Source organism: Brucella sp. TWI559 (assembly GCF_039674265.1).
GTDB classification, from domain to species: Bacteria; Pseudomonadota; Alphaproteobacteria; order Rhizobiales; family Rhizobiaceae; genus Brucella; species Brucella chromiisoli.
In genome coordinates, this window is record NZ_JBDJNE010000005.1 from 63,905 (window position 1) to 77,320 (window position 13,416).

The following is a 13,416-nucleotide window of genomic DNA, read 5'->3' on the forward strand; positions in this document are numbered from 1 at the left end:
CGGCCGTGCACCGTCTTGCAGCCGACAGGATGAATTTGAAGGAGAGAGCAATGCATCAACCGATCAACCGCAGACTGTTTACAAGTCTGGCTGTGAGCCTTGTGATACTGATGGCACCGGCAAATGCATTTGCATCAAACAAATTTAAGGCGATAACGACGTTTACGGTCATCGCCGACATTGCGCGCAATGTGGCTGGTGATACAGCAACGGTTGAATCGATCACAAAACCCGGTGCTGAAATTCACGAATATCAGCCCACCCCCGGAGATCTCATTAAGGCGCAGGGTGCGGATCTTATTCTTTGGAACGGTCTCGGTCTGGAACTATGGTTTGAGAAATTCTTCTCACGCCTCAAAAATGTTCCAAGCGTGGTGGTGAGCGACGGCGTTGTGCCGATGGGCATCACCGAGGGTCCGTATAGCGGCAAACCAAATCCACATGCGTGGATGTCCCCGACCTCTGCTCTCATCTATGTCGATAATATCCGTGATGCTTTCGTCAAATATGACCCGGAAAATGCAGAGGCTTACAAAGCCAATGCGGAGAAGTATAAGGCTAAGATAAAAGCGACCATCGATCCGATCAGCGCCGAATTCGCATTGATTCCGGCTGACAAGCGATGGCTGGTCACCAGCGAGGGAGCATTCTCCTATCTCGCCCGTGATTTTGATCTCAAGGAACTTTACCTTTGGCCAATTAATGCCGACCAGCAAGGCACTCCGCAGCAGGTTCGCAAAGTGATTGACGCCGTGCGTGCAAATACGATCACCGCGGTTTTCTCGGAAAGTACGGTGTCGGCAGCCCCTGCGAAGCAGGTCGCGCGCGAAACCGGCGCGACATATGGCGGTGTGCTTTACGTCGATTCTCTCTCCGAAGCTGATGGCCCTGTTGCGACCTATATTGACCTTCTCAAAGTTACATCGGGCACGATTGCAAAAGGCCTCAAACAATGAATGTTCCGATAGATCAACACCTTCGGGCACAAGCCGCGCTCAATGATAGCGTGTCTGAAGGGCTTAAAGTCAAAGATGCAACCGTCACCTATCGCAACGGCCACACAGCACTGCGCAATGCGAGCTTTGAAATTCCAACAGGCACGATTACGGCGCTGGTTGGTGTGAATGGATCGGGCAAGTCGACACTGTTTAAGGCCATTATGGGGTTTGTTCGTCTGGCAAAGGGCGACATTTCTATTCTTGGCCAGCCGGTAAAACAGGCACTCAAGCGCAATCTCGTCGCCTATGTGCCGCAAAGCGAAGAGGTAGACTGGAACTTCCCTGTTCTGGTGGAAGATGTCGTTATGATGGGCCGCTATGGACATATGGGCATGATGCGTGTTGCGCGTCGTGCCGACCATGAGGCGGTGGAAAAGGCGCTCGGTCGCGTCAATATGCTGGATTTTCGCAAGCGGCAGATTGGTGAGCTTTCCGGCGGTCAAAAAAAGCGCGTATTTCTCGCTCGTGCGCTTGCGCAAGATGCGCAGGTAATCCTTCTTGATGAACCTTTTACCGGGGTAGACGTGAAGACCGAGGAGGCGATTGTGCTGCTGCTGCGTGGGCTTCGTGATGAAGGCCGGGTCATGCTGGTCTCGACACATAATCTTGGCAGCGTTCCTGAATTTTGTGACCGCACTGTTCTCGTCAAGAATACTGTGCTTGCTTATGGTTCAACGAAGGAAGTTTTCACACAGGCCAATCTCGAAAAGACATTTGGCGGCGTTCTGCGTCATCTTATTCTGAATGAGGCCAAGCAATCCGATCGTTCGGCCGTTGGTGTGATTACCGATGATGAACGGCCATTTGTGCTTTATGAGCAAAAGCAGGAAGGGCAGAATTGATGGCTCTGCTGCTCGAACCGTTTTCTTATGGCTATATGCTCAATGCTATGTGGGTTTCGGCTCTTGTTGGCGGTGTTTGTGCATTTCTGTCTGCCTATTTGATGCTCAAGGGATGGTCGCTCATCGGCGACGCTCTCTCCCACTCCATCGTTCCCGGCGTGGCGGGAGCCTATATGCTGGGCCTGCCATTTTCTATCGGGGCTTTCTTTTCCGGCGGGCTGGCTGCTGCGGCGATGCTGTTTCTCAATCAGCGTACAAAGCTCAAGGAAGATGCGATTATCGGGCTGATTTTCACAGCGTTCTTCGGTCTTGGTCTCTTTATGATTTCTTTGCGGCCAACTGCGATCAACATTCAGACCATTGTGCTTGGCAATATTCTGGCGATAACGCCCGGCGATATTCTGCAACTGGCGATCATCGGCTTCGTATCGCTGGCGTTGCTGCTGTTGAAATGGAAAGACCTGATGGTGGTCTTTTTCGACGAAAGCCATGCGCGCTCCATCGGCTTAAGGCCAACCGCATTGAAAATCATGTTCTTTACGCTGCTTTCAGCATCCACCGTTGCGGCAATGCAGACCGTAGGCGCGTTTTTGGTCATCTGTATGGTCGTGACACCCGGAGCGACCGCGTATCTCCTCACAGACCGCTTTTCACGGCTTTTGTGGATTGCGGTGCTTATTGGCGCACTGACCAGCTTCATGGGTGCCTATGCCAGCTATTTCATGGACGGCGCGACAGGTGGCATTATCGTCGTGCTGCAAACGCTTGTGTTTCTTGCCGTATTTTTTCTGGCGCCCAAGCATGGAATGTTTGCGGCCCGCCGACGTGCGACCAAAGCATTCAAGGAGGTTAAGCTATGAGCTTTCCCGAAACACTCCTGATGCCGTTTCAGTTTGACTTCATGATCTACGCATTGGCTGCCTCGGTGCTGATTGCCATTCCGACCGCCCTGCTCTCCTGCTTTCTGGTTCTTAAAGGCTGGTCACTGATGGGCGATGCGATCAGCCACGCTGTACTGCCGGGGGTTGTGATCGCCTATATGGTTGGCCTTCCTTTTGGCATCGGTGCTTTCGTTGCTGGCATGGTCTGCGCGCTTGCCACCGGCTTTCTCAAAGAAAACAGCCGTATCAAGCAGGATACGGTCATGGGCATTGTCTTCTCCGGCATGTTTGGGCTGGGGCTCGTGCTTTACGTCTCCGTGCGCGCAAATGTTCACCTCGATCACATCCTGTTTGGCGATATTCTGGGCATCAACACCAGCGACCTGATTGAGACAGCAATTATCGCCGCTGTGACCGCCGGCGTTCTCATCGTCAAATGGCGAGATTTCCTGCTCCATGCGTTTGATCCTGCGCAGGCGCGCGCTGTCGGCTTGCCTGTCAGGTTTCTTCATTATGGACTTCTGTGCCTGATTTCGCTGACGATCGTCGGTGTTTTGAAAGCAGTCGGCATCATACTGGCGATTTCTCTGCTAATCGCACCCGGTGCAATCGCCTTCCTGCTCACCCGCAGGTTCAGCAGCATGATGATTGTCGCAATTATCGTTGCTGTGTTTTCGTCTTTTATGGGCGTTTATCTGTCATTTTTCATCGACAGCGCCCCTGCTCCAACAATCGTTCTGCTGATGACCGTAATTTTCATTGCGGCCTTTCTGTTTTCGTCTTGGCGCACAGCGCGCACAGAAGCGCAACATCAAGTTGAAATCGCCTGAGCGTTTAATTTGCAGGAGGCTCTTTGTGCTGCAACTAATATATGCGGCTCGACTGCCGCATAGTCGTCAGTTCATCAAGCGACACGCCAATCCAACGCGTGGTCTATCTAAAGCATGTCGCGGAAAAGTGAGAACCGATTTTACGAGAACGACATGCGTAAAAACAAGAAGATAGAGCGAGCCGATGGGTAGGATGAAACGCGACACGCTAGGCTAAAAGCCAGCCACACATAGGTGGCTGGCTATTTTCAATCAAAGAGGACGCGGGAAATTGCGGTAGACGTTTTCGATGTCCGCCAGCACTTCGTCCGAAAGCTTTAATTCGCTTGCAGCGATATTTGTCTTAAGCTGTTCAACGGTTGTGGCGCCAATAATGACAGAGGTCATGAAAGGTCTTGATGCAGAAAAAGCAATCGCCATCTGCGCAATATCAAGACCATGCTTCTTCGCAACATCGATGTAAGCGAGGATTGCTGGCTGCGAATAGGAATTATCCCGCCACATGCCACCGTCCATTACCGAAGCACGCGATCCTTCGGGGATTTTACCGCCGAGATATTTTCCGGTCAGCACGCCTGCTGCCAATGTTGAATAGGCAAGCAGACCAACATCCTCAAACAGCGATACCTCTGCCATATCGTGATCAAATTCACGCTGCAACAGGCCATACTCGTTCTGGATCGACGCCATACGTGGCAAATTATGTTCTTCGGCAATTTTCAGCCATTGCATGGTGCCCCAAGCAGTTTCATTCGACAGACCGACATGACGAATTTTGCCCGCACGAACAGCATCTTCAAGACCGAGTAGAACATCATGGATCTGTTCACGTTCCGCCTTAGAATCAACGCTTGAGGGATCAAAACTCCAGCCCTGACCGAAATGATAATGCGGGCGGGATGGCCAGTGGATCTGATAAAGATCAATGTAATCTGTCTGCAAACGCCTCAGACTGTCATTCACAGCTTCCGCAACACTGCCACGACTTGGCTTCGCACCGCCGCGGATCCATGGTTGACGTCCACCACCTGCAATTTTGCTGGCGAGGATGACACGATCACGCTTTCCCGATTTCTGAAACCAGTTTCCGATATAAGTTTCGGTTTTGCCAAAACTTTCAGGGCTCATCGGAATGGCATAAGCTTCGGCTGTATCAATAAAGTTGACGCCAGCATCGATAGCAAAATCGAGCTGATCATGTGCGTCATTTTCAGTGTTCTGCACGCCCCAAGTCATGGTGCCAAGGCAGATTTCTGTAACATTGAGGCCTGTGCGGCCCAAAGGCTTCATTTTCACGAGATTTTTCCGGATCAATTTGCCCGCAGGACGCGGATGTGAAGGGGCGTAATTGATAACCCTGCTTTGTCGTGCCTGACAAGGCCGCTCGCCGAAAATTGAAGGAAATTATAGAAAGCGATTTGCTGAATAAGGGGCTGGATCAGTAAATGGCTTCTCACCCGTCATCATCTCTGCAAGCAATCGACCGCTGGCCGGGCCAAGTGTCAGCCCGTGATGGGCATGACCGAAGTCAAACCACAGTCCTTTATGACGCGGCGCGGCACCAATGACAGGCCGCATATCCGGCAAACAAGGGCGCAGACCAAGCCAGGGTTTGGTTTCTACAGGCGCCCCCAGTTGTGGTAACAGACGTCGCGCAACTCTTTCAGCACGTTTGAGCTGAATGAAATTAGCAGGCGCTTTGGGTGACGCAAACTCGATGCCAGTGGAAAGGCGGACGCCTTGCACCATCGGCGCGAGCACATAGCCTGCCTCTTCATCAACCACGGTATGGCCAAGCCGTGCACCATCGTGCATTTCGAAATGCATATGATGACCGCGCTTGATACCGAGCGGTATAGAATAGCCAAATTTCTGGAAAACCAGCCCCGACTGTGGACCAAGGGCCACCACAACTTCACGCGCAAAACTTGGACCGTCCTCCGTCATCACCTGCCAGCCGTTTGCACTTTCCGCAAGCGTTGCTGCATCGCCATGTACAAACAGGCCGCCATTCGAGCGAAACAAATCCGCATAAGCCTGAACCAGACCAGCGGGATTGACGATGGTTTTGGGATCAAGCCAATGAATACCACCCACAACATCGCCCAGTGTGGTTTCGCGTTGTTTCAAGGAAGACGTATCAAGAATGTCATAGGCCAGATTAAACCGTTGCAACTGCGGCAGGCGCTGAACAGCAGCCTTAAATGCGGGCTCATTGCGAAAAACTTCAATCCAGCCCTGCGCACGCACCAGCCGCTCACAACCAGCCTGTGCAATCAATCCATCATGCTCGCGAACGCTCGCTTCAACCAAAGGCAACATGGCTTCAGTCGCAACTTTCAAGCGTTCAGGCGAAGATTCACGCCAATACTGAAACAGCCACCGCGCAATGCGTGGAACATAAAATGGATCGTAGCGCACATCGGAACGCCGGTTGAGGCTATATCTTAAGAGCTTACCCAACCCTTGCGGAAAAGAATAGGGAATGACGCTCGAACGTTCGATAAGACCAGCATTGCCAAAGCTTGTGGCCTGCCCCGGTTCGCCACGATCAATCAGCGTGACCGACCGCCCCCGCGCCTGCAAATGAAGTGCTGCTGAAACCCCGACAATACCCGCGCCCAGAACGATGACATCTTGTTGCTGCATGGTATCCCCGAACCATTCCATGAAATGAAAGCGCGCACCGATAAACAGTCAGCGCGCGCTTTCATACATCAAAGTGAGCAAACTTTTACAAGAAACTTTATTTGATCAGTAAATATCGAAGTCGAAGTATTTCTTCACGATGGTCGCATAGGTACCATCGTCGCGGATTTTCTTGATTGCCACATTGAACTGCTCGCGCAGATCATTGTCATCCTTGCGCACGGCGATTGCCGTGTCGGTCTGCGTGCCGGGCACATCGCCAATCAGCTTGCAACAATCAGCACCATCAGCCTTGATCCAGTCAGAAATCGGGAACTTGTCGGAAACCACCGCATCAAGACGACCGCTTTTAAGATCGGCATTGGCTTCATCGGCAGTCGGATAGAGTTTTATGTCCGCTCCGGCCTTGCCATAAACGTCCTCCGCATAGGTGCCCTGTGTGGTGGAAGCCTGCGCGCCCACCGACTTGCCTTTGAAAGCTTCTGGGGCGAGTGAAGTGATCGGGCTGTCTTTTGGAACGGCAACGGAGAGCGGCGTTGAATAATATTTATCGGTGAACGATACTTGCTTCTGGCGCTCTTCTGTCACACTCATCGATGCGATAACCGCATCGAATTTATTGGTCTGAAGGCCCGGAATCATACCGTCCCAATCATTGGCAATGATGGTGCACTTGGCTTCCATCGCTGTGCAGAGCGCATTGGCGATATCAACATCCAATCCCTGCAAAGAACCATCTGCCGCAACGAAATTAAAAGGCGGATAAGCGCCTTCTGTCGCGATCTTGATTTCCTTCCATTCTTTAGCCTGCGCCGGAAGTGCGGCGATAATGGAAGCAACGCCTGCGAACAGGATCGATTTCAACATAATATTCCCCTTGACCGTTTTATGGTTCTGTTTTGCAGGTCTATGCCAGCAATTATTTATAGAATGAAGCACCGGACGCCGTCTGTTTCAAGTTAAAGATTGAGCGGCGTCCGATAATTTTATCAATAGATATCGAAGTCGAAATATTTCTTGCGAATTGTCTCGTAAGTGCCGTTGTCGCGGATCTTTTTGATTGCAGCATTGAACTGCTCGCGCAGATCGTCATCACCCTTGCGCAGAGCAACCGCGATTTTGGTTTCAGAACCCGGAATATCGCCCAGGAATTTGCAGCAATCTGCACCCTGTTTCTTCAGCCAGTCGGCTGCGAGAAATTTATCAGCTGCAATTGCATCAATACGACCATTTTCAAGATCGGCATTGGCCTCATCAGCCGTTGGATAAAGCTTCACATCTGCGCCAGCCTTGCCATAAACGTCATCGGCATAATTGCCCTGTGTGGTGCCAGCCTGTGCGCCAACGGTTTTTCCGTCAAATGCTGAAGGCTCAAGCGAGGTAATATCGCTATCCTTTGGCACGACAACTGCCAGTGGTGTGGTGTAATAGCGTTCCGAGAAAGCGACCTGCTTTTCACGCTCGGGCGTAATGGCCATCGAAGCGATCACTGCGTCAAATTTGTTGGCCTGAAGCCCGGGGATCATACCGTCCCAATCATTGGCGACGATTTCACACTTGGCTTCCATCGCTTCACAAAGCGCATTCGCAATATCAATGTCAAATCCGACCAGCTTGCCGTCTGGCGACATATAGTTGAAGGGCGGATAGGCGCCTTCACTGGCGATACGGATTTCTTTCCATTCCTTTGCCTGCACAGGCATGGAAATGAGGACAGAGGCCAGACCGGCCAGCAAAATTGTTTTAAACATCGCTTCCCTATTTCACTTTTAACACACGGGCTTTTTATGCAGTCCTCAGTTCGGATTGCCCGCAAAGCCGAACAAATTCAATTGCAACTTTGGTGCTATTTTAACGCAAGATGACCCGCTGCGTGTTGAACGCAACGGGTCTGACATGGCCTTAACGGTGCTTTCAGGCAACGAGACGCGTTGCATGGTCTTCCTGCGCATAAGCTTTGCCGAAACGGTTTGCGAGGAATGCATCCAGCGTGATGTCTTCCTGACGAACAAAGCCCTTCTGCGCGATTTCGCCCTTGGCGAGCATGTCAAGCACGGCGCAGATTGCCGAGGCCGTGGTGATCTGGATGCCTGAACGAACGATCTTGCCAACCTGATTGGCATAAACCTTGTTCGCATAGGTTTCCTGAACCAAACGGCCGTTCTTCGTGCCCGAAACGGTAACAAAAATCACGATAACGTCCTGAAGTGTGCTTGGCAGAGCATTTTCAAAAATATCCTTGAGCACTTCACGGCGATGACGCAGGCCGAGATCGTTGAGCAGCGCTTTCATGAGCGCAACATGGCCCGGATAACGGATCGTGCGGTAGTTGAGCGTGCGCACTTTGCCTTCGAGCGTATCGCAAAGCGTGCCGAGACCACCCGACGTATTGAACGCTTCGTAAGTTACGCCATCAAGCGAGAATTCTTCACGCTCTTCAAGTGCAGGAACCTTGGTCAATACGCCATTGACGATAGCTTCACATGGCTCGATATATTCATTGATCAGACCGTCTGTGCTCCAGGTCAGGTTGTAGTTGAGAGCATTCGACGGAAATTCTGGCAAGGCGCCAACGCGCATACGCACGTTTTCGAGTGTATCGAAACGCTTTGCAAGGTCATAGGCAACAATCGAGATAAAGCCTGGAGCCAGCCCACACTGTGGGATGAATGCTGTCTGTGCATCCTTGGCCAATTCCATGACGCGCTTGGTGCTGGCAACGTCTTCGGTTAGATCGAGGTAATGCACGCCGGTCTTCGCAGCCGCTTCAGCGATCAGCGTCGTGAGCTGGAATGGCGCAGCACTCAGAACAGCAAACTTGCCGGCGAGAACGGTTTCAAGCGCCTTAGCGTCTGCAATGTCGAGTGCCTGCGTTTTGACTTCCGCGCCCGTGTCCAACGCGTCGAGCTGAGCCTGCGAACGATCGACAACCGTCACAGCATAGTCACCAGTCGAAGCCAGAAGATCGGCAATGGTTGCACCAATTTTGCCCGCACCGACAACAACGATCTCTTTCATGTATTTTCCCCTTGGGTAATGCAATTTTGATGAACAAAGAATCTCACAAATTTCGGCGAAAAGAAGCATTTAAACTGACGATTTCACGTTGTTTGTTTGTACGATTTGACGTATTCAATATGCATTATGACGACAAATGCTGATCTAGCCCTCATCGCCCTGCTGCGTGAAAATGCCCGTGCCTCCACTGCCGACCTTGCTCGCAGGCTCGGCGTGTCACGAACAACCGTCCAAAGCAGGCTGGAAAAGCTGGAAAAAAGGCGGATCATCGAAGGCTATACCGTTCGAATCGCTCCTGAATTTGAGCGTGATCTGGTGCGGGCGCATGTGCTGGTGACAGCATTGCCGAAGCTTGCACCAAAGGTTGAAACAGCGCTGCGCGGTATCATGGCTGTGCGCACATTGCACTCGGTCAGCGGCCATTTCGATATGATTGTCGTGGTCGAAGCGCCGTCAATTCAGGAACTGGATGTTGTTCTCGACAAAATCGGTGCGCTCGAAGGCGTCGAGCGCACCATGTCATCGATCATTCTCTCGACGCGGATTGATCGATAATCAGTTTCCGACAAATTCGAACTTATCGACATCAACGAGTCCCCGATCCGTAATTTTCAGATGCGGAATGACCGGCAATGCAACAAAGGCGAGTTGAAGAAACGGTTCTTCCAGAACCGAGCCAAGCTCTTCCGCAGCATGGCGAAGTTCGCGCAGCTGTTCACGGACCGTTTCATAGGGTTCAACGCTCATCAGTCCGGCAATCGGCAAAGGCATTTCTGCAAGCACGTTGCCATCGCGAACCACGACAAAACCGCCTTCAATCTCACCAAGCCGGTTAGCCGCCGCCGCAATATCTTCATCCGAAACGCCGACCACGCAGATATTATGGCTGTCGTGACTGACGGTTGATGCAATAGCGCCGGCTTTCAGGCCAAAACCATGCACGAAGCCAGTGGCGATATTGCCATTCTTGCCATGTCGCTCAATGACCGCAATTTTGACCACATCGCGCTCAAGATCGGGTTCAACACCATGTGGGCCGACTTTAAGATCAAACTCCAGGCTTTCGGTAATAATCTTGCCCGGAACGATGCCGATGGCGCGCGTCTTACCGCTATTGGATTGTGATCTGAAGCTCGATGCGCTGACTGTCGGCGCTTTCACACTGTTGCGTCCAACTTCCGCAACAGATCCACGCGTTGAGAACAGCTCTTCAGAAACCACCCTGCCCGCAGATAATACCATTTCTGCATGGCAGCCTTCGAGACTATCGACGACCACGAGATCGGCGCGCTGGCCGGGCGCAACCAATCCGCGATCAAACAAGCCAAAGGCGCGCGCTGCGGAAATGCTTGCAGCACGATAGATCGCAAGTGGCTCAACACCCCCTGCAATCGCCGTGCGAATGAGATAATCAAGGTGGCCCTGATCAGCAATATCAAGTGGATTACGATCATCGGTGCAAAGTGCCAGAAACTGCGAGTGCCGCTCTGTGATGATCGGCATCAAGGCATGCAAGTCTTTGGAAACCGAGCCTTCGCGCACCAGCACATGCATACCCTTGCGCATCTTTTCAAGCGCCTCTTCGGCAGTGGTCGCCTCATGCTCGGTGCGAATGCCTGCCGCAATATAGCCATTCAGATCAAGCCCGCGCAAAAGCGGTGCATGACCGTCAATATGACGTCCCTGAAAGGCTTTTAGCTTCGCCATGCATTCAGGGTCTTTTGAAAGGACACCAGGGAAATTCATAAACTCGGCGAGACCGACCACCTTCGGATGATCAGCAAAAGGCAGCAGATCATCGATCAGCAGTTGCGCACCGGACGTTTCCATATGCGTTGCAGGCACGCAGCTTGAAAGCTGCACCCGAATATCCATAATCGTTTCCAGCGAACTATCGAGGAAATATTGCAGACCTTCTACGCCCAGAACATTGGCAATCTCGTGTGGGTCACAAATCACTGTCGTAACGCCCTGTGGCAGCACACACCGATCAAATTCGTGGGGTGTCACATTGGATGATTCAATGTGCAGATGCGTATCGATAAAACCCGGCACAACAATGCGACCGGAAATGTCGATTTCCTTTTTTCCCTGATAGGTGCCGAATGTACCGACAATGCGATCGCCACTGATCGCAATGTCGCTTTCAACGAGCTCGCCGGTAACAAGATCGAAGAAGCAGCCGCCTTTCAACACGATATCGGCGGGTTCGCGACCGGCACCCTGATCGATCATCTGTTCAAGCATTGGCTCACTCCATTCAAATCATTTTCGGAATCAATTTTTCGAAAATAACACAGTGGAGCGTTTTTAGAGCGTGTTTCGATCTGACTGGATCAGATCGGCACTCCAATTTTGTTTGAACGCTGATATTCCATGACGCGGCTACGGTTGAGGACCAGTTCAAGCCTATCGTTCCCCAGACGATGGATGCAAATGCGTTTGTTCCATGGTCCATCCTGCAACATGAACAAGGCTCTGCCATTGCCCAAATCTTCAACCGGCATGACCTGACGCGCAGGGCCTACGCCCATAATGATGTGCCCATTGTCGATGACAAACGACGCGCCATAAAGAGGCGCATTCCACTGGCCGTCAAACTGATTGTCCACAGGCCCCGCCTGCACCGGGCGCAGTTCGCGCTGCACATGGCCGATTTCGCCGTAAAGCACCTCTCCATTCCAGCGCAGCTTCATCGGCGACGATGGTGACAGTGAAGAAGCCCAACCTTCCCCAACGTCATAAAGCCGGTCTTCCGCCCCCAGATAATTGGCAACGCCTTCGCGCATCTCAAGCCAGAATGGCCCCGTATCAGCGACATACAGTCCATCGGGGATAGCAGACGTCTTTTCAGGAAGCGAAAGCCCATTAAGAGCAGCCATACAGTCGCGAGCGATTGTGTATGTGTCTGCATCTTCCCGATTGCAAACAACGATGATTCCTGTTTTTTCGGCAGGATCGAGGAGAAAATAACTTTTATAGCCCGGATGCGATCCGCCATGGCCGACAAAATGCTTGCCACCAATTTCGTTCCAACGCAGACCAAGGCCATAACCTGTCGGGCGGCCATCATTTAAAAAATGCCCCGCGGAAAGTGCCGAAAGCAGCCCGCTCAACGCACCCTCACCGGCCAAAAGAGCCTGCGTCCATTTCGTGAGCGCCATACCACTGCCAGCCACACTTCCAGACGCAGAGAGTTGAAGGCCAGCATGGCTCTGCTGCCATTTTTCGCCGGACTTCCAATAGCCTGGGACCAGTCCTTTGACCGGATCTGCCCAGCAGTCAGGTGCATCCATAAATATATTGAGAGGAAGACCGATCTCGGAGCGTACAAAATCTTTGAAAAACAGACCCTTCCGCTCAAAAGCGGCTTCAACCAGTCGATACCCGGTATTGGAATAGGAAACTTCAGTCCCGTCCGCGAAATTCAACCGCGTCATAGACGATAGAAACTCGATCAGGCTTTCAGCACCGGTATGCGTATCAACCGACAGGCCCAATAATCTCAAACACTCCCGCACATCCGGCAAACCAGATGTCATATCCAAAGCGCGACCGATTGAAACGTCCGCCAACGGGCTTTGCAACTCTGGGAGATGATCGCCAAGCCTGTCATTAAAATCAATGATATCTCTATGGCGCAGCACCATTGCGCAAAACATATGCTTTGTGATCGATGCGTAGCGAATAACGGTGTTGGCGGTAAATGGAATACCTGTCGCGAGACTTTCCAGACCTCCGGCATAAGCGAACTTCGTGCCGTTCAGATCAAACCCGATAATGACTCCGCCTGGCTCATTTTTGTCCCATGTTCTGGAATAAATCTTTGCAGATAAAGAGGCTGCATTCCAGTCTGCTTTGATGGACATAAAAACTCCGCCTGCGAATTTCGGGAACGATAAAACGTTCCAATGCACTTTTCTTAAAAATCGGTCCGCATTTCCGCCGCTGCGTTGCACGTTTTACGGAATAAAACCTGCAAAATGATGCACAGAAATTTGGGCCCATCTAAACCATAAAGATTTCATCGTGAAGGCCTCATCGCTAAAGAGTCGCAATCAATCGTCAGGCAATCATCAGGAAAAGCGCCTCTATCCACACTTTCTCCCCAATGTTATCAATTCGTTTTCGTTTTTTTTCCTTTCAACAAATAAAATTTTCGGATTTATTCTGTTTTCGGGAGTTAAAAGTTGTTCAA

Annotated in this window: 12 protein-coding genes; 5 read left to right on the forward strand and 7 right to left on the reverse strand. The window is 51.6% G+C overall.

Annotation, left to right across the window (positions count from 1 at the left end; translation table 11 throughout):
- The first annotated feature begins 110 nt into the window (after positions 1 to 110).
- The 4 genes from ABE530_RS08750 to ABE530_RS08765 are packed head-to-tail and all read left to right on the forward strand — an operon-like array spanning position 111 to position 3,551.
- Complete coding sequence (locus tag ABE530_RS08750; RefSeq protein ID WP_265984477.1) at positions 111 to 956, forward strand: metal ABC transporter substrate-binding protein; 846 nt, start codon at positions 111 to 113, stop codon at positions 954 to 956.
- Entirely contained in the window at positions 953 to 1,840 is an 888-nt protein-coding gene (locus ABE530_RS08755) for a manganese/iron ABC transporter ATP-binding protein (protein WP_265984106.1), read from the forward strand. Before ABE530_RS08750 ends, ABE530_RS08755 begins: the two co-directional genes overlap by 4 nt.
- Positions 1,840 to 2,700: a metal ABC transporter permease gene (locus ABE530_RS08760; protein WP_499694277.1), complete on the forward strand. Its 861-nt coding sequence runs from the start codon at positions 1,840 to 1,842 to the stop codon at positions 2,698 to 2,700. Before ABE530_RS08755 ends, ABE530_RS08760 begins: the two co-directional genes overlap by 1 nt.
- Positions 2,697 to 3,551: a metal ABC transporter permease gene (locus ABE530_RS08765; RefSeq protein ID WP_499694278.1), complete on the forward strand. Its 855-nt coding sequence runs from the start codon at positions 2,697 to 2,699 to the stop codon at positions 3,549 to 3,551. The genes ABE530_RS08760 and ABE530_RS08765 overlap by 4 nt, the downstream gene beginning before the upstream one ends.
- Positions 3,552 to 3,803: 252 nt before the next feature.
- Here ABE530_RS08765 and ABE530_RS08770 read toward each other — a convergent pair whose 3' ends face one another.
- The 5 genes from ABE530_RS08770 to ABE530_RS08790 all read right to left on the reverse strand — a co-directional run bounded on the left by ABE530_RS08770 (position 3,804) and on the right by ABE530_RS08790 (position 9,218).
- Positions 3,804 to 4,841 (reverse strand): aldo/keto reductase, encoded by a 1,038-nt coding sequence (locus ABE530_RS08770; RefSeq protein WP_499694357.1) that lies wholly within the window; start codon positions 4,839 to 4,841, stop codon positions 3,804 to 3,806.
- A 114-nt stretch (positions 4,842 to 4,955) separates the two neighbouring features.
- Complete coding sequence (locus ABE530_RS08775; protein ID WP_499694279.1) at positions 4,956 to 6,200, reverse strand: NAD(P)/FAD-dependent oxidoreductase; 1,245 nt, start codon at positions 6,198 to 6,200, stop codon at positions 4,956 to 4,958.
- A gap of 105 nt (positions 6,201 to 6,305) precedes the next feature.
- Positions 6,306 to 7,067, reverse strand: a complete 762-nt coding sequence (locus tag ABE530_RS08780; RefSeq protein ID WP_499694280.1) for an ABC transporter substrate-binding protein — start codon at positions 7,065 to 7,067, stop codon at positions 6,306 to 6,308.
- Positions 7,068 to 7,189: 122 nt separating this feature from the next.
- Complete coding sequence (locus ABE530_RS08785; protein WP_499694281.1) at positions 7,190 to 7,951, reverse strand: ABC transporter substrate-binding protein; 762 nt, start codon at positions 7,949 to 7,951, stop codon at positions 7,190 to 7,192.
- A gap of 163 nt (positions 7,952 to 8,114) precedes the next feature.
- Positions 8,115 to 9,218, reverse strand: a complete 1,104-nt coding sequence (locus ABE530_RS08790; RefSeq protein WP_499694282.1) for a saccharopine dehydrogenase family protein — start codon at positions 9,216 to 9,218, stop codon at positions 8,115 to 8,117.
- Positions 9,219 to 9,344: 126 nt separating this feature from the next.
- On the opposite strand from ABE530_RS08790, the gene ABE530_RS08795 reads away from it, so the two are divergent.
- Positions 9,345 to 9,773 (forward strand): Lrp/AsnC family transcriptional regulator, encoded by a 429-nt coding sequence (locus ABE530_RS08795; protein WP_499694283.1) that lies wholly within the window; start codon positions 9,345 to 9,347, stop codon positions 9,771 to 9,773.
- Here ABE530_RS08795 and ade read toward each other — a convergent pair whose 3' ends face one another.
- Positions 9,774 to 11,465: an adenine deaminase gene (ade, locus tag ABE530_RS08800; protein WP_499694284.1), complete on the reverse strand. Its 1,692-nt coding sequence runs from the start codon at positions 11,463 to 11,465 to the stop codon at positions 9,774 to 9,776.
- Between the two features lie 89 nt (positions 11,466 to 11,554).
- Positions 11,555 to 13,087 (reverse strand): serine hydrolase domain-containing protein, encoded by a 1,533-nt coding sequence (locus ABE530_RS08805; protein ID WP_499694285.1) that lies wholly within the window; start codon positions 13,085 to 13,087, stop codon positions 11,555 to 11,557.
- Positions 13,088 to 13,416: the final 329 nt, after the last annotated feature.

Coding starts and splice junctions, on each gene's coding strand:
- ABE530_RS08775 (WP_499694279.1), bottom strand. CDS start 6,200: ATGCAGCAACAAGATGTCATCGTTCTGGGCGCGGGTATTGTCGGGGTT.
- ABE530_RS08755 (WP_265984106.1), top strand. CDS start 953: ATGAATGTTCCGATAGATCAACACCTTCGGGCACAAGCCGCGCTCAAT.
- ABE530_RS08795 (WP_499694283.1), top strand. CDS start 9,345: ATGACGACAAATGCTGATCTAGCCCTCATCGCCCTGCTGCGTGAAAAT.
- ABE530_RS08790 (WP_499694282.1), bottom strand. CDS start 9,218: ATGAAAGAGATCGTTGTTGTCGGTGCGGGCAAAATTGGTGCAACCATT.
- ABE530_RS08750 (WP_265984477.1), top strand. CDS start 111: ATGGCACCGGCAAATGCATTTGCATCAAACAAATTTAAGGCGATAACG.
- ABE530_RS08770 (WP_499694357.1), bottom strand. CDS start 4,841: ATGAAGCCTTTGGGCCGCACAGGCCTCAATGTTACAGAAATCTGCCTT.
- ABE530_RS08805 (WP_499694285.1), bottom strand. CDS start 13,087: ATGTCCATCAAAGCAGACTGGAATGCAGCCTCTTTATCTGCAAAGATT.
- ade (WP_499694284.1), bottom strand. CDS start 11,465: ATGCTTGAACAGATGATCGATCAGGGTGCCGGTCGCGAACCCGCCGAT.
- ABE530_RS08780 (WP_499694280.1), bottom strand. CDS start 7,067: ATGTTGAAATCGATCCTGTTCGCAGGCGTTGCTTCCATTATCGCCGCA.
- ABE530_RS08785 (WP_499694281.1), bottom strand. CDS start 7,951: ATGTTTAAAACAATTTTGCTGGCCGGTCTGGCCTCTGTCCTCATTTCC.
- ABE530_RS08765 (WP_499694278.1), top strand. CDS start 2,697: ATGAGCTTTCCCGAAACACTCCTGATGCCGTTTCAGTTTGACTTCATG.
- ABE530_RS08760 (WP_499694277.1), top strand. CDS start 1,840: ATGGCTCTGCTGCTCGAACCGTTTTCTTATGGCTATATGCTCAATGCT.